The sequence below is a fragment of the Levilactobacillus parabrevis genome, assembly GCF_044051715.1.
GTDB classification, from domain to species: Bacteria; Bacillota; Bacilli; order Lactobacillales; family Lactobacillaceae; genus Levilactobacillus; species Levilactobacillus parabrevis.
Genome location: NZ_CP168688.1, coordinates 2040289 through 2055693, shown reverse-complemented (window position 1 = coordinate 2055693; position 15405 = coordinate 2040289). Strand labels below are relative to the sequence as shown.

18 protein-coding genes and 1 other annotated feature are annotated in these 15405 nt (G+C 49.4%); all 18 genes read left to right on the top strand.

Features of this window, described 5'->3' with window-relative positions; all coding sequences use genetic code 11:
* Positions 1-43 precede the first annotated feature (43 nt).
* Positions 44-1420 (top strand): DNA repair protein RadA, encoded by a 1377-nt coding sequence (radA, locus tag ACEPSU_RS09730; protein WP_395361523.1) that lies wholly within the window; start codon positions 44-46, stop codon positions 1418-1420.
* Between the two features lie 355 nt (positions 1421-1775).
* A complete protein-coding gene (locus tag ACEPSU_RS09725; RefSeq protein WP_020090339.1) occupies positions 1776-2942 on the top strand; it encodes a PIN/TRAM domain-containing protein in 1167 nt (388 codons plus the stop codon).
* A gap of 150 nt (positions 2943-3092) precedes the next feature.
* Positions 3093-4583, top strand: coding sequence for a glutamate--tRNA ligase (gene gltX / locus ACEPSU_RS09720; RefSeq protein WP_020090338.1), 1491 nt, complete (start codon positions 3093-3095; stop codon positions 4581-4583).
* A 453-nt stretch (positions 4584-5036) separates the two neighbouring features.
* Complete coding sequence (gene cysS, locus ACEPSU_RS09715; protein ID WP_395361521.1) at positions 5037-6449, top strand: cysteine--tRNA ligase; 1413 nt, start codon at positions 5037-5039, stop codon at positions 6447-6449.
* Positions 6449-6865 (top strand): Mini-ribonuclease 3, encoded by a 417-nt coding sequence (locus ACEPSU_RS09710; RefSeq protein WP_020090336.1) that lies wholly within the window; start codon positions 6449-6451, stop codon positions 6863-6865. Before cysS ends, ACEPSU_RS09710 begins: the two co-directional genes overlap by 1 nt.
* A complete protein-coding gene (gene rlmB / locus ACEPSU_RS09705; protein WP_020090335.1) occupies positions 6865-7635 on the top strand; it encodes a 23S rRNA (guanosine(2251)-2'-O)-methyltransferase RlmB in 771 nt (256 codons plus the stop codon). The genes ACEPSU_RS09710 and rlmB overlap by 1 nt, the downstream gene beginning before the upstream one ends.
* Positions 7636-7657: 22 nt before the next feature.
* On the top strand, positions 7658-8209 hold the full coding sequence (locus tag ACEPSU_RS09700) for an NYN domain-containing protein (RefSeq protein WP_395321318.1): 552 nt from the start codon (positions 7658-7660) through the stop codon (positions 8207-8209).
* Positions 8210-8593: 384 nt separating this feature from the next.
* On the top strand, positions 8594-9163 hold the full coding sequence (locus tag ACEPSU_RS09695) for a sigma factor (RefSeq protein ID WP_020088136.1): 570 nt from the start codon (positions 8594-8596) through the stop codon (positions 9161-9163).
* Positions 9164-9237: 74 nt separating this feature from the next.
* Positions 9238-9387, top strand: a complete 150-nt coding sequence (gene rpmG / locus ACEPSU_RS09690) for a 50S ribosomal protein L33 (RefSeq protein ID WP_081624552.1) — start codon at positions 9238-9240, stop codon at positions 9385-9387.
* 50 nt (positions 9388-9437) lie between these two features.
* Positions 9438-9614 (top strand): preprotein translocase subunit SecE, encoded by a 177-nt coding sequence (gene secE, locus ACEPSU_RS09685; protein ID WP_020088137.1) that lies wholly within the window; start codon positions 9438-9440, stop codon positions 9612-9614.
* A 122-nt stretch (positions 9615-9736) separates the two neighbouring features.
* The gene (nusG, locus tag ACEPSU_RS09680; RefSeq protein WP_020088138.1) at positions 9737-10288 is read left to right on the top strand and encodes a transcription termination/antitermination protein NusG; all 552 of its coding nucleotides are present in this window, start codon (positions 9737-9739) and stop codon (positions 10286-10288) included.
* 142 nt (positions 10289-10430) lie between these two features.
* Positions 10431-10856: a 50S ribosomal protein L11 gene (rplK, locus tag ACEPSU_RS09675; protein WP_020088139.1), complete on the top strand. Its 426-nt coding sequence runs from the start codon at positions 10431-10433 to the stop codon at positions 10854-10856.
* Positions 10857-10953: 97 nt separating this feature from the next.
* A complete protein-coding gene (gene rplA / locus ACEPSU_RS09670) occupies positions 10954-11652 on the top strand; it encodes a 50S ribosomal protein L1 (protein WP_020088140.1) in 699 nt (232 codons plus the stop codon).
* Positions 11653-11725: 73 nt separating this feature from the next.
* Positions 11726-11850, top strand: a sequence feature (ribosomal protein L10 leader region).
* Between the two features lie 25 nt (positions 11851-11875).
* Entirely contained in the window at positions 11876-12382 is a 507-nt protein-coding gene (rplJ, locus tag ACEPSU_RS09665) for a 50S ribosomal protein L10 (RefSeq protein ID WP_020088141.1), read from the top strand.
* Positions 12383-12439: 57 nt separating this feature from the next.
* Positions 12440-12805 (top strand): 50S ribosomal protein L7/L12, encoded by a 366-nt coding sequence (rplL, locus tag ACEPSU_RS09660; protein ID WP_020088142.1) that lies wholly within the window; start codon positions 12440-12442, stop codon positions 12803-12805.
* 256 nt (positions 12806-13061) lie between these two features.
* Positions 13062-13682, top strand: a complete 621-nt coding sequence (locus tag ACEPSU_RS09655; protein ID WP_395321313.1) for a hypothetical protein — start codon at positions 13062-13064, stop codon at positions 13680-13682.
* A 226-nt stretch (positions 13683-13908) separates the two neighbouring features.
* Complete coding sequence (locus ACEPSU_RS09650) at positions 13909-14505, top strand: NADPH-dependent FMN reductase (RefSeq protein WP_395321311.1); 597 nt, start codon at positions 13909-13911, stop codon at positions 14503-14505.
* A 199-nt stretch (positions 14506-14704) separates the two neighbouring features.
* Positions 14705-15400, top strand: coding sequence for a response regulator transcription factor (locus tag ACEPSU_RS09645; protein ID WP_020088145.1), 696 nt, complete (start codon positions 14705-14707; stop codon positions 15398-15400).
* Positions 15401-15405 lie beyond the last annotated feature (5 nt).

Genomic DNA, 15405 nt, shown 5'->3' with positions numbered 1-15405 from the left:
CTAAAATGAAAGTGCTGAAAGTAAACGGATAAGGGGGATGAACGTGGCTAAAACGAAAACGAAATTTGTCTGTCAGAATTGTGATTATAGCTCCCCCCGGTACCTGGGACGCTGCCCCAATTGTGGGGAGTGGAACACCATGGTCGAAGAGGTTATCACGCCGGCTGCGGCCAAGCCTCAGTCAACACGAACGACGGTGACTGGCGAGCATTCTAAGCCACAATTGATGAATGACATCAAGCACACGACGGAAATGCGGGTCAAGACCCAAATGAACGAACTTAACCGGGTGCTGGGTGGCGGTATCGTACCCGGGTCATTGATCCTGATTGGTGGAGATCCCGGTATTGGGAAATCGACGCTGCTGCTCCAAGTGTCCGGCCAGTTGAGTGCGACCGGGGGCAAGGTGCTCTACGTGTCCGGGGAAGAAAGTGCTTCGCAGATCAAGATGCGTGCCGACCGGTTAGTCGTCAATAGCGACAACCTCTACCTCTATCCGGAGACGGACATGGCTAGTATTCGGGCCAACATTGAAGAGATGCAACCAGATTACGTGGTCATTGACTCCGTGCAAACCATGCAGGCCCCAGGGATCGAATCGGCAATTGGGTCGGTTTCTCAGATTCGGGCGGTGACTGGTGAGCTGATGCAGATTGCCAAGACTAACGGCATTACGATTTTTGTCGTGGGTCACGTGACTAAGGGTGGCGCGATTGCCGGTCCTAAGATTCTGGAACACATGGTGGATACCGTGCTGTACTTTGAAGGGGACCTGCATCACACCTACCGGATTCTGCGAGCGGTCAAGAACCGATTTGGCTCGACCAATGAGCTGGGAATCTTTGAAATGCGTGAGGGTGGTCTCTATGAGGTGGCCAATCCTTCGGAGATCTTCTTGGAGGAACGGCTAAAGGATGCGACTGGTTCGGCCATTGTAGTTTCGATGGAAGGAACTCGGCCTATCCTGGTCGAAGTGCAAGCACTGATTTCACCATCGGTCTTCGGTAACGCCCAACGGACATCGAGTGGCTTGGATCGCAACCGAGTGGCTTTACTGATGGCCGTATTGGAGAAGCGCGCCAACCTGATGCTTCAGAATCAAGACGCTTTTCTGAAGGCCGCTGGTGGTGTGAAGTTGGATGAACCAGCGATTGACTTGGCGATTGCCATGAGCATTGCCTCCAGTTACCGTGACACGGCAACGGAACCCAGTGACTGCTTCGTGGGTGAAGTGGGGTTGACTGGTGAAATTCGCCGGGTCAGCCGCATTGAGTCCCGGGTAGCAGAAGCCAAGAAGCTTGGCTTCAAACGAATCTTCGTGCCTAAGAACAACATGCAAGGATGGAATCCACCGGCCGGCATCAAGGTCGTCGGGGTCTCAACCCTGTGTCAGGCATTGAAACTAGCACTGGATATTTGATGTTGTTGAGGGCCATTCGGGTTAGCAATATGTTGGATTGCATGAAAGCAGGACCACTTAAATTAGTTGAAATGTGATTGCAATAAGCATGATTGGGTTAAAAAAACTAGCTTGAGCCGGAGGAGGACAGGGATGGAACCAGCTGTGAAGGTGGTGTTAGCTGGCGATTTTTAGCCAGGTTACACCATGGACGTGTTTGAAGACTCGTTGATTTTTACGAGGCTTCAAACCGAGGACCAAGACCGATTCTCAGGCTTGGTCCGGTCCCCACAGCAGGTGGAATCCCTGTCAGCCGCAGGCGCAGTTAGTTGCAAGTTTTTAATTAAATTATGGTGATTTGAAAGGAGGTGAACGTATGCGTAAGAAAACAGTTATTCTCGTGATCTTCGCCATCCTAGGTGGTGTCATGGGGGTGGCGTACCTTTCTCGCTTTTGGCACCTCATTGGGATGAACAGTCCGCTCGTCAACAACATCTTAGTTAACATTTTAGTTGGTGCAATTATTTTCCTCATTCTGGGGTTGTTGTTTGCTGGACTGATCATGCGGGTGGTCAATAAGCTAGAAGCCTATCTCAATAAACAGAATCCAATGACGATTCTCTTTGGCAGCTTGGGCGCAATTATTAGTTTGGCATTGGCCCTGCTGATTTCGTCGTTTCTTTTCCGGGTGCCATCGTTCTTCATCAGTACTTTCATTCCGTGGATTCTGATGCTGTTGTTTGGGTATCTCGGTTTCCGGATCGGGACGCGACTGAGTAAGGTCCGTGCCGAAGAGTGGCGTAAGTTGTTCCAGTCACGGAGCAAGAAAGCTAGCGAAGAGGAATCTAAGAAAGTCATCGATAAACAAACGGAACCCAACTTCCATCACTATAAGATCTTGGATACCAATATTTTAATCGATGGTCGGATCTATGATCTGGCCAAGACGGGGTTCCTGGAAGGGACATTGTTGGTTCCTAACTTCGTGTTGTATGAATTGCAGTACATCGCGGATTCCAGCGACTCCATCAAACGGGTTCGTGGACGTCGGGGGTTAGATATCTTAAACAAACTCCAGAACGAAAACATCATGCCGATTGAAATGTACGAAGGCGACTTTGAGGATATTCCCGAAGTCGACAGTAAATTGATTCGACTGGCCAAGGAAAATGGTGGGGTCATCGTCACCAACGATTACAACTTGAACAAGGTTATCCAGTTCCAAAACGTTCAAGTCCTCAACATTAATTCCTTAGCTAACGCCCTGAAGCCTCGGGTAATTCCGGGTGAAAACCTGCACGTCATGGTGGTTAAGAACGGGACCGAACGGCAGCAAGGGGTCGCCTATCTCGATGATGGCACGATGGTCGTCGTCGAAGATGGGAAGTACTTCATCAACAAGCAGTTGGATGTGGTCGTAACGAGTGCCATCCAGACCGATGCTGGGCGGATGATCTTTGCCAAGCCCGTGCATTCTAGCAGAAACATTGAAGAGGATGCCGGGGGCAAGGGCCAATCGAAGAAACCGAAGCGGTCGCGGTAAATAACCGCTTACTTGAGATTTCTGGGAGAGATTAAGGGTCACACCTTTATTTTTCCGGTTTGTCATTGTACACTAAGAACAATGTGTCATCTCACAGATGGCAGTTAAACACTAAATTACGTAAATAATGGAGAAAGAGGCGCAAACGTTTTGGCGAAAAATTCAATTCGGGTTCGGTACGCACCGAGTCCTACCGGTCATTTGCACATTGGTAATGCCCGGACAGCGATCTTTAATTACTTATTTGCCCGGCACAACAAGGGTAAGTTCATCATCAGAATCGAAGATACCGATACTAAGCGGAACATCGCGGATGGTGAAAGAAGCCAACTGGAAAACCTGAAGTGGTTAGGTTTGGACTGGGATGAAGGTCCCGATGTTGGTGGCGACTACGGTCCCTACCGGCAATCAGAACGGCGCGACATTTACACGCCACTGATCCAACAACTGATCGATGAAGGCAAGGCCTACGAATCTTACCGGACGGAAGATGAATTACAAGCCGACCGTGAAGCCCAAAAGGCCCGCAAAGAAATGCCACACTACGAATATGAATACGCTGGTATGGATGAAGCCGAAAAGCAAGCTGCTATCGATGCCGCTAAAGCTAAGGGCTTGAAGCCAGTTATTCGTTTCCGCGTCCCAAAGGATGAAATCTTTGCTTGGGATGACATGGTTAAGGGGAACGTTTCCTTTAATTCCGATACCATTGGTGGGGACTTCGTCATTGCGAAGCGCGATGGGATGCCAACTTACAACTTCGCCGTTGTTGTTGACGACCACAAGATGGCCATCAGCCACGTTTTCCGTGGGGACGACCACGTTGCCAACACGCCTAAGCAATTGATGATCTACCAAGCCTTTGGTTGGGAAGCACCTAAGTTTGGTCACATGAGCCTGATCATCAGCAAGGATACTGGTAAGAAGTTGTCCAAGCGTGACGAATCCGTGCTCCAATTCATCGAACAATACCGTGACTTGGGTTACCTGCCAGAAGCCATGTTCAACTTCATTCTGTTGTTGGGCTGGTCTCCAGTTGGGGAAGATGAAATCTTCAACCGTAAGCAATTCATCAAGATGTATGATGAAACGCGTCTGAGTTCATCCCCCGCAACCTTTGACAGTGATAAGCTGGACTGGTTGAACAACCGTTACGTGAAGGATGCTGACGAAAGCACCATCGTGGACTTGGCCTTGAAGCAATTGATCAAGGCGGGGAACGTTCCTGCTAACCCAGACACGAACACCATCGAATGGTCGCGTCAATTGATCAACCTGTACAAGCAACAAATGAGCTACATGGCACAGATCAACGACATGGCTTCCGTCTTCTTCCAAGAACCAGAACAAGTTTCTGGCGCTGCACTGGAAGAAATCAGCAATGATACGGCACCAGTTGTCTTAAAGGCATTTGCTGAAGAAATCGAAAAGCTCGATCTGTTTGATTCCGTTGAAATTTTCCACGTGATCAAGCGGGTTCAAGCCAAGACCGGTATCAAGGGTCGTCAATTATGGATGCCAATCCGAATTGCCGTAACCCACGAAATGCACGGTCCAGAATTACCTGAATCAATTGAATTAGTCGGCCGTAAGACCGCATTACAACACATTCACCAAACTTTGGCCCAACTCGAAGGCTAACGTTTTGGTAAAGAAGCCGAATGAGGGGCCATTGGCCGTCCATTCGGCTTTTTGCTAACCGCTCTGGTATGCTACAATGGAGCTAACTCATTCGACATCCTGGGGTTGGTGCACACATGTCGCCTCCCGGGCGGTTCTGAAGATACTGATTGGATACCAATGCATGCGTAAGTTCATATCATTTATGAGGGACTAGACAATCGCGTAGGGATAGGTCAGTGTAAGCCGGAGGTTGGTTCTGGAGATGCTCAGGTGTGTCGTTTTCCTTGGCCGAGTGATTTGCTCGGTCTAGGAAAAGGCCAAGCTTGAAGACTCGTGTTCTGTGCGAGGCTCCAAGTTGTGCCCACCCGTTCCAGTATCTCCAGAACCAACCGGAAGGCAAAGTCGATTGCTGCCCACTCAGCGATGTCGAAACGAAGCAATATATAAAGGTTACGCGAAAGGAGCCTCGCGATGCTCAAAGTATTTAATACCATGACCCGCCAGAAAGAGACCTTCGAACCCATCACTCCCGGAGTGGTTAACATGTATGTGTGTGGTCCGACCGTCTATAACTATATTCATATTGGGAACGCGCGAAGTGCCATTGCTTTTGACACGATTCGGCGTTACTTCGAATATCGCGGCTATCAGGTGAAGTACATTTCTAACTTTACCGATGTCGATGATAAAATGATCAATCAAGCGAAAAAATTAAACATTACCGTTCCCGAATTGGGTGATCGGTTCATCAAAGCCTTCAAGGAAGACACGGCTGCATTGAACATCGAACCAGCAACCGCTAACCCGCGGGCTACGGAACACATTCCCGAAATCATTGAATTCGTGCAGGACCTGATCGACAAGGGCTACGCTTATCCAGTTGATGGGGATGTTTATTACCGGGCACACAAGTTTTCCCATTACGGCGAATTGTCCCATCAGAACCTGGATGAGCTCGAAGAAGGGGCTTCTCAGCACACCAACGATGAAGAGACGGCGCGTAAGGAAGATCCTGTCGACTTTGCTCTCTGGAAGGGGGCTAAGCCGGGTGAAATCTCCTGGCCGTCTCCTTGGGGTGCGGGTCAACCTGGTTGGCACATCGAGTGCTCCGTCATGTCAACGCACTACCTCGGTGATACCTTTGACATCCACGGTGGTGGTGAAGACCTGACCTTCCCCCACCATGAAAATGAAATTGCACAGAGCGAAGCCAAGACGGGTAAGACGTTCGTCCACTACTGGTTACACAACGGTTTTGTGACGGTCGGCGACGAGAACGAAAAGATGAGTAAGTCACTAGGCAACTTCGTGACGGTTCACGACATCTTGAAGACCATCGACCCGCAGACGTTGCGTTTCTTCATGGCTACGACCCAGTACCGACGGCCAATTCAATACAGCCAACGGAACCTGGACACGGCGGCGCGGAACCTGGAACGGCTTCAGACCTCATACAACAACATGGGATATCGTCTGAAGGATGCCGAAGATGGCAATGATCCGAAGGTTGAGCAGGAAATTCGGCAGATCATCGCGGACTATAACGATGCCATGGACGACGACTTCAACGTGCAAAACGGGGTTGCCGAGGTTCATGACCTAGCGCGGTTGGGTAACGTGTATGCTGAACGGCCAGTGGTCTTTAGCGGGACACTGACGTTTATTCGCCAGACCTTAGCCGACCTGCTCAGCGTGTTCGGTGTGGAGCTGGCAGAAGCTGACGCGTTGGGTGATGATCGAATTCAGGCACTGATCGATGAACGGTTGGCTGCCCGGAAGAACCGGAACTTTGAACGTAGTGATGAAATTCGTGAACAACTGAAGAGCCAAGGAATTATCTTGGAAGACACGCCCCAAGGGACGCGTTGGAGAAAGGGAAATTAATGACTGAACAAACAGAACAAGTCGATTTTCGACAATTAAACGGGGTCGCACTGGCCTACATGGGCGATGCCGCCTACGAAGTAATTATTCGTCAACACCTGATTGCGGAGGGACTAGCTAAGCCTAACCATCTGCAGAAGAAGGCGACCCATTACGTCTCAGCGAAGGCGCAAGCCGCACTGATCGACCTGATGGAAAAGGATGGCATCTTAAGTGATGACGAGTGGACGATGTTTAAGCGTGGGCGCAATGCCAAGAGTTACACGCACGCCAAGAACACGGACGTCGTGACCTACCGTATTTCTACCGGGTTTGAAGCCTTGATGGGCTACTTAGCACTCAGTGGACAACAGGACCGGGTCAACGAATTGGGTAAATGGTGCATTGAACAAGTAGAAGCGGGGCGGACTGAATAATGAATCCAGAAAACGAAACGAACGACGTATCTAACGATTTTGTCATCGGCCGGCATCCAGCCGTTGCCGCATTGCGTAGCCAACAGACCATCAACAAGGTTTTCTTGCAGAGTGGGTTGAAGGCCGAGGCGATTGACGAGATTCGTCAATTGGCCAAGAAGCGTCACTTGGTGATCTCAGAAGTGCCTAAGCAAAAGCTGGACCAACTGACGGATCATCAGAATCACCAAGGGGTAGCCCTGGGTGTTGCGGCGTTTGAATATGCTAGTATCGATGACCTGTTCGCTAAGGCCGAAGCAGCCGGTGAGGCGCCTTTCTTCCTGATCCTGGATGGTGTCGAAGATCCCCACAACTTGGGGTCCATCTTGCGGACGGCCGACGCCAGTGGCGTTCACGGGGTAATCATTCCCAAGCGCCGCGCCGTTGGGTTGACCTCGACCGTTGCTAAGACCTCGACTGGGGCCATTGAAACGGTGCCGGTTGCTCGGGTCACTAACCTGGTCAACACGGTTCATGAACTGAAGGAACGGGGCATGTGGATCTTTGGGACCGACATGGAAGGTTCCGACTACCGGGACTGGAACGCCAAGGGCGCCGTTGGTCTGATCATTGGTAACGAGGGCAAGGGAATTTCTCGCTTGCTCAAGGAAACGGTTGACGAGATGCTGACGATTCCAATGGTTGGGTCCGTGCAAAGCCTAAACGCTAGTGTGGCTGCTGGCCTGCTGATGTATCAAGGCTTCAGTTCTCGACACCCAGTCCAACACTGAACGAAGGGATGAGCGTGGGAAAATGAAAGAAGATATTCTTATTGTCGACGCCTATAACATGATCGGCAACTGGCCCAAGCTCAACCGGCTAAAGCTCAGTGATCGGTTACCGGAGGCCAGGGACTTACTCCTGTCCATGTTGGCAAACTATAAAAAGCTACGGGACGCCTCAATTACCGTGGTTTTTGACGCGATGTATGTACCCGGTATCTCCAAGAGTTATCGGCAGTTCGATCTGGAAGTCGTCTGGACGAACCGTGACGAGACGGCGGATAGCTATATTGAAAAGCTAGCCAAGGAGCGTCAGACACGGTTTACCCAGGTGACGGTCGCCACCAGTGATCAGGCCGAACAGTGGACCATCTTTTCAGAGGGGGCCCTGCGGATTCCTGCCGGAGAGCTGTTGCGTGACATCGAACGGGCGCAGAATGAGGTCAAACAGACCGCCCGTGAGTTTGCGGATAAGGGCTTGGTACGTAAGTCGCCGTGGAACGACCAACAGCTGTACAAGCTGGAAAAGTTGCGGGACCAAATGATGGCGCGCCCAGATCATGGGCACCGACCAAAGCACTAGCTGTCATACGTTAGTGTGGGTTGGGACTTACCCTATAGAATACTAATGTAAAAAAACTAAAAGTAGTCGCACGTTTTCCGAATATAAATTATTTTGTTTTCGGTCATGTGACTGTGAGCCACTTCGACCAATCCTTAAAAGGTTGGTTGGGTGGCTTTTTGCGTACCATAGAGATAGTAGACGGTGTTTGGATAGTGAATTAGGCTAACTAACGATTTGAGCGGTGATGGCTATCGACGATTAAGGCCGAGCGCACACTAACCAGAGATTGTTGGTAGATAGATGCAATTATAAAAAGATAAATTTTATTTAAACGTCCGTTCGCTCGGCAATGGGGAGGGCCTCCTTTAGACTAGAAATAGACCCAATAAGGAGGCTTTCCCATTGATCGAATTAAGTGATACACAGCTCCTCTTTCTCATCCGTGAATCGCTGGATTCGCCCGCATTACTGGTGCTATTTGAACGCTATCGGCCGGTGCTGTTTAAGATCCAGAGCAAGTATTTCATTCCCGACCACGACCTTGATGATTGGAATCAGGAGGCCTTGTTGGTATTCTGTCGCGTTGTGCAACGGTACGAGATCGCGCGAATGAAGAGCTTTGGCGCCTTCTACCGGCGGGCACTCTTGTTTCGGGTGTACGATTTGATTCGCCAGAGTCAGACGCAGAAGCGCCTTGAAGATCGTTTGGCAGTCTCCCTGGAAGCCAATCGCGTATTTATCTGTGACACGGTCGGGGATGCACGGTGGGTGCTGCGGGAGAGCCTAGAGGTGAAGGATGCGGTTCGCCAGGTAGGGGAACGTCTATCTGGCATTGAACGCGGTGTCTTCAACGACCTCCTGCAGGGACAGTCCTTACAGGGAATCAGTCAGGCGCGGGCCCTGTCGCTAGCTCAAGTCACCAGTGCGGCTCACAGGAGTCAGATAAAGCTCCGTGAAGTCTTTGCCGAATGATTGACGGGCGGGAAAGACAATGGTAAACTACACCAGTATGAGTTGAACATGATTTGATTAAAGGTGGTGGCAAGATGGCTCAAAGGAAAATTGCTCTGGCCTGTTCAGTATGTGGGTCGCGAAATTACACCATCACAGCAAGTGCGACCCGCACTAAGCGTCTAGAGGTTATGAAGTTCTGTAAGGTTTGTGGGAAACATACGTTACACCGCGAAACCCGTTAATGTGACTGATCGTAACACCAAAACACTACAATCTATTAGGAGGCAACACCATGCGTTTATTCCGTTTCTTTAAGGCGGTCGGACAGGAAATGAAGCAAGTTTCTTGGCCTGGTCCTAAGCAAACGCGGCACGATACTGGTACCGTTATTGGCATTTCCGTGCTCTTCGCGATCTTCTTCGCGGTCGTTGACTGGATCGTTCAGTACGGCTTAAAGTTCATCGCCTAGGTGAATTGTCAGTGGTCAAATACGGCCAGATATGGTATATTAAGTAGCAACAGGAACTTCGTGTATTGCGGAGTTTTTTTATTTTGGACGAAAAAGTCAATTATTAAAGGAGTGCACCACACATGGTTGAGTCAGCTGAAAAGCAATGGTACGTACTACACACGTACGCCGGATACGAAAACAAGGTTATGGCAAACTTGGAATCCCGTGCCGAATCAATGGGGATGCAGGACAACATTTTCCGTGTCGTTGTTCCTGAAGAAGAAGAACACGAAGTTAAGAATGGTAAGGACAAGGTCACGATGGAAAAGACCTTCCCTGGCTACGTCTTAGTCGAAATGGTCATGAGTGACCAAGCTTGGTACATTGTCCGGAACACGCCTGGGGTTACTGGGTTCTTGGGTTCCCATGGTCAAGGTAGTAAGCCAACGCCACTGTTGCCTGACGAAGTGGAACGTATCTTACGTCGTGTGGGGATCTCCGCACGTCACGCTGAATTGGACGTTGCACCTGGCGACTCCGTAACCATCGTGGATGGTGCCTTCAGCGGCTTAGTTGGTAAGATCACGGAAGTCGACAACGAAAAGATGAAGTTGAAGGTCAACATCGACATGTTCGGTCGGGAGACCAGTACGGAACTCAACTTCGATCAAGTCGACCCTATCCTGGGTTAATCCGGCTTTTTCAGAAAAGAACTTGTTGCAGTTAGTAAAGTGTGGTATGATTCTCAGGTATGCGTGATGCATATTTTTCAAAGTGGGAGGGGCAAACTAACAGCCCCACTTACCACACACGGACTCAAGGAGGTATTGTCTCGTGGCTAAAAAAGTAGCTAATGTCGTTAAATTACAAATTCCTGCGGGTAAAGCAACCCCAGCTCCCCCAGTTGGACCAGCTTTAGGTCAAGCAGGTATCAACATCATGGGCTTCACTAAGGAATTCAACGCTCGTACCGCTGACCAAGCTGGTATGATCATTCCTGTTGTGATCAGTGTCTATGAAGATCGTTCCTTTGATTTCATCACTAAGACTCCTCCAGCAGCAACGCTGTTGAAGAAGGCTGCTGGTGTTGAAAGTGGTTCCGGCGAACCTAACACGAAGAAGGTTGCTACGGTAACCAAGGATCAAGTTAAGCAAATCGCTGAAACTAAAATGCAAGATCTAAACGCAGCTGATGTTGAAGCAGCTATGCGCATGATTGAAGGTACTGCCCGGAGCATGGGCTTCACGGTCGAAGGTTAAGCTCAGTTTTCGGATAGTCGGACACTTCACGAAAATGAAATGTGTCAAGTGGGAGGTTTATCCGTTACAACCACATTTGCAAGGAGGAATACACAAAATGGCTCACAAACGAGGTAAAAAGTATCAAGACGCTGCGAAATTGGTCGAGGCTGACAAGGTCTACACCATGGGCGACGCCGTTGATTTAGTTAAGAAGATGGATTTCGCTAAGTTCGATGCAACTGTTGAAGTTGCCTTCAAGCTTAACGTTGACACGAAGCAAGCGGACCAACAACTCCGTGGCGCATTAGTATTGCCAAATGGTACCGGTAAGGAAACCACGGTAATCGTATTCGCTAAGGGTGACCAAGCTAAGGCTGCTGAAGCAGCTGGTGCTGACGTTGTTGGTGAACAAGACTTAGTAGAACGCATCCAAGACGGTTGGTTGGACTTTGACGTTGCTATTGCAACGCCAGACATGATGGCCCAAGTTGGTCGTTTAGGTCGGGTCTTAGGACCTAAGGGCTTAATGCCTAACCCTAAGACGGGGACTGTTACGATGAACGTCGAAAAGGCTGTTTCCGATGCTAAGAACGGGCAAGTTACTTACCGGACTGACCGGGATGGTAACGTTGCTGTTCCATTTGGTAAGGTTTCCTTTGATGCTGACAAGCTTGCCGGCAACTTGAAGACCATTGCTGAAACGATTGTTCGCATTCGTCCAGCTGCTGTACGTGGGACTTACGTTCAACACGTTTCAATTTCTTCAACGTTCGGCCCTAGCGTCGACGTTGACTTGGCTTCATTATTAGCCTAAGTTAAAACGTGAATTAAAAAAATCCCTTGCAGTGCATTGACAGTAATGTCGAAGTATTGTATGCTATTGAAGTTGTATTTAATAGATCCTACCTAAGACTCAGGTGGCCTAATGGTCTTAATTTCCTGCCGAGGCAGAAGTTTACTTAAACTTTTGACTCCTTATGTCTTGGTGGCATAGGGATTTTTTTATCCCACCAAACTTTTCCGGGAGGTGAAATAATTTGAGTGAACAAGCTATTGCTATCAAAGCAAAAAAGGTTGATGAGGTTGTTGAAAAATTCAACAACGCCGTCAGTGCTATCGTTGTTGACTACCGTGGTTTAACTGTTGAAGAAGCAACTGAATTACGGAAGCAATTGCGTGAAGCAGGCGTTCATATGAGCGTTATCAAGAACAAGATTTTGGTTCGGGCTGCTGAAAAGGCTGGTTACGAAGGTCTTAACGATCTTTTCGCTGGTCCTACTGCCGTTGCTTTCTCTGACGAGGATGCAATTGCCCCAGCTAAGGTTTTGAAGAAATTTGCTGATGGTGTTGACGACCTTGAAATCAAGGGTGGTTTCATCGAAGACAAGATTGTCTCCGTTGACGAAATCAACACTTACGCTACCTTACCTAGTCGTGAAGATCTTCTTTCTATGCTGGCTAATGTCTTACAGGCACCAGTACGGAACGTGGCTTACGCTGTTAAGGCTATTGCTGAAAAGGGTGACGAAGGCGACGCAGCCTAAGTCCCTGATTCAAATTGAAACATAAAATATAAAACCCAATTATTGGAGGAAAATAACATGGCTTTTGATAAAGATGCTATCATCGCTTCTCTTAAAGAAGCATCAATTACTGACCTTAACGACTTAGTTAAGGGTATCGAAGACGAATTCGGCGTTTCTGCTGCTGCACCAGTTGCTGCAGCCGGTGCTGCTGGTGGCGACGCTGCTGCCAAGGATTCATTCGACGTTGAATTAACTGAATCTGGTGACGCTAAGGTTAAGGCTATCAAGGCTGTCCGTGAAATCACTGGTTTAGGTTTGAAGGACGCTAAGGGTCTTGTTGACAACGTACCATCTGTCATCAAGGAAGGCCTTTCAGAAGACGAAGCTAACGACATCAAGGAAAAGCTTGAAGCCGCTGGTGGTGTGGTTACGCTTAAGTAATCACTTACACTTCGAAAATAAAGAAGTCGCTGCCTCCGGGTGGCGGCTTTTTGTTTTTCATCACCATTCTGGGAGTTAAGCCGTTAGCCGGGGTAAGCTAATGTTTAGATTGCCAGCCTATAATGGGGCCCGAGGGTTTCTAGGGAGTCGTGTCTCGCTGCGACCACCCTTGGGATTACATATTGATTGGGGAAAAGGGGAGCTTAGGATGCACAAGGGGATTTTGCCGCAATTATGGTTTTGGAGCGGTTTTGCGTTGAGTTTATATGTATTACTACTGATTTCAAGCATACCCGTGTTGGGATTGGTACGGTGGCCCGGCGCCCACGGTATGATCAATAACGCGGGCATTCGGATTCTGGTCACGTTGGTATTGATGGTGCTCAGCGCCCTCGCTATCTGGTGGTTTTATCGGTATCACACCAGTCTGTGGCTTCGACAAGTCATTACACCACGCCACGTGTGGTGGACGTTGGCGAGCACGGGTTTAGGCGGCGTTGCGTTGGCAATCATTGCCTTTACGCTAACGCCATCTACGCTGACGGTACCTTTGATTCCGGGACTGACCGTTGAGCTCTTACTGGGTGGCTTCGCCGTGTTCGTAGCGTCACTGCTGTTCGTGTGGGTATTACAGGGGATCTTACAAGAACGGCTCAACCGGTTGCCGGATTTTCCGAAATGGGCGGCGGTGTTGTTGCCAATCATTTGCTACATCTTAGTTTCTTGGGGGTCACTGAGCGATAATCTGTCAGCGCTGGTCGTTGGTGGCGTTGTTGCGGGTATCTATCAGGCTACCCGCGACTGGCAGTGTTCCTGGTTAGCGATGGCATTGCTGACGGTGGTATCGTTAGGCTTGCCACCAGTCGGATTAGGTTAAGTTAGTTGTGAGTGATCGGCGGATGCGCCGGTCACTTTTTTAGACAATTACGATGCCATACGAAAAAAGTATGTACTTACATTAAGTTAGTAACAGGCCTGATGCTCCGGGAATAACGATGGATTTACTTACTTTTAGTTATCAGATGATTGATTAATTCTCATTGTATTTAGTTAACCCCGTGCTAAGCTAACACACGTTATTAACTAATTAGGAGGTCCTCCCCATGTCAGTAAAAATTGGTGTTATTCTTGGTAGTACCCGGACGAATTCGCTCGGTGAAAAGTTGTTCAAGTACCTACAACAGGCAATGCCCACTGCGGACGTTGACTTTACGTGGATTGATCTGAAAGATTATCCGTTGCCATTTTACGACCACGCAGAGACGCCGTTGTCCGAGGCCATCCAAGGCCTGGCACCAATCGAAGAGCAGTGGCTGAACGTATTAAAGGTTCAGGATGGTTATGTCATTCTCAGTCCGGAGTACGATCATGCCATTACGGGGAGCCTCAAGAACGCCTTAGACTTTGTGGGTCCCGAGACCGATCACAAGCCGGTTCAAATCGTGACCTACTCCAAGTATAGTGATGGTGGGGCACTGGCCGCCGCGTCCGTCGTTGAAATTCTCCAGATGTTAAAGATGATGGTCTTGCCCGCCCCAGTCCTGCTGTGGAATGCCGAACCCAACTTTACAGCTGACGGCACGCTCGTCAAGACAGCGCCAAACAGTGATCACTTTGCGAAGCGCTTGGCGGCAGCCTTTGACGAGCTGGTTCACTACGCAACGTTGATGAAGGCACACCCGTATCAAGCTAAATCATGATAACGACAGAGAGTCTGAGCTAAAATGCCAGGCTCTCTTTTTTTGGCCAAATTTAGGTAGCCGATTAGTCTCCCGCGCCGTTTCGTATCAAAGAATTCATAGATCTTTTAGAAAACCTGAAGATTTACCCGTACAGTGGTCAGAGAAATTGTAGTGGCGTAAGCTAAACTTAATGATACGAAAGCTAGGGGGATCTGCAATGAGTGACATGATTTTAGTGGTGGAGGACGATGCGGCGCTACTGGCGTCGGTCAGCATGGATCTGCAGTTCGAGGGGTACACGGTGCTTAACGCCAAGGATGGCCGCAGTGCGCTTGAAGTCTATGAAAATAATCGGGGACAACTGGATCTGATCATTCTAGATTGGATGCTACCCAAGCTGGACGGGCTCGGGGTGTTGCGGCGGATTCGACGTAACGATGACTTACCGGTAATCATGATGACTGCGCGCGACTACGTCAGTGATAAAGTCACGGGGCTGGATACCGGGGCGGACGACTACATTACCAAGCCGTTTGACCTGGAAGAACTGCTTGCGCGGGTTCGCGTTATCTTGCGGCATCGTCAAGCTACAACGCCAGCCACGCAGCAACTCCACGTGGGTCAGCTAATGGTCGACACGCGCAGTCGTCAAGTCAGAAACGGGGGCGAGCTGATCCAATTGACGCAACGTGAGTACGATCTGTTACTCTGCCTCATGAAGAATGCGGGGGAGACACTGACCCGGGATGATTTGCTGGATCAGGTCTGGGGCGTAGACTTTGAGGGGCAACCCAACATTGTTGACGTTTATATCCGCTACCTGCGACACAAGCTTGCGGCGGGACACGTCAATGATTTGATCCATACGGTGCGTGGCGTGGGTTACGTCCTTTCCACGGAATATCTGGGGTGAGCGCG

Bases quoted from the DNA above. Each gene is read 5' to 3' on its own strand.
- ACEPSU_RS09725 (WP_020090339.1), top strand. From the start codon at position 1,776: ATGCGTAAGAAAACAGTTATTCTCGTGATCTTCGCCATCCTAGGTGGT.
- cysS (WP_395361521.1), top strand. From the start codon at position 5,037: ATGCTCAAAGTATTTAATACCATGACCCGCCAGAAAGAGACCTTCGAA.
- ACEPSU_RS09710 (WP_020090336.1), top strand. From the start codon at position 6,449: ATGACTGAACAAACAGAACAAGTCGATTTTCGACAATTAAACGGGGTC.
- rlmB (WP_020090335.1), top strand. From the start codon at position 6,865: ATGAATCCAGAAAACGAAACGAACGACGTATCTAACGATTTTGTCATC.
- ACEPSU_RS09700 (WP_395321318.1), top strand. From the start codon at position 7,658: ATGAAAGAAGATATTCTTATTGTCGACGCCTATAACATGATCGGCAAC.
- rpmG (WP_081624552.1), top strand. From the start codon at position 9,238: ATGGCTCAAAGGAAAATTGCTCTGGCCTGTTCAGTATGTGGGTCGCGA.
- secE (WP_020088137.1), top strand. From the start codon at position 9,438: ATGCGTTTATTCCGTTTCTTTAAGGCGGTCGGACAGGAAATGAAGCAA.
- nusG (WP_020088138.1), top strand. From the start codon at position 9,737: ATGGTTGAGTCAGCTGAAAAGCAATGGTACGTACTACACACGTACGCC.
- rplA (WP_020088140.1), top strand. From the start codon at position 10,954: ATGGCTCACAAACGAGGTAAAAAGTATCAAGACGCTGCGAAATTGGTC.
- rplL (WP_020088142.1), top strand. From the start codon at position 12,440: ATGGCTTTTGATAAAGATGCTATCATCGCTTCTCTTAAAGAAGCATCA.
- ACEPSU_RS09650 (WP_395321311.1), top strand. From the start codon at position 13,909: ATGTCAGTAAAAATTGGTGTTATTCTTGGTAGTACCCGGACGAATTCG.
- ACEPSU_RS09645 (WP_020088145.1), top strand. From the start codon at position 14,705: ATGAGTGACATGATTTTAGTGGTGGAGGACGATGCGGCGCTACTGGCG.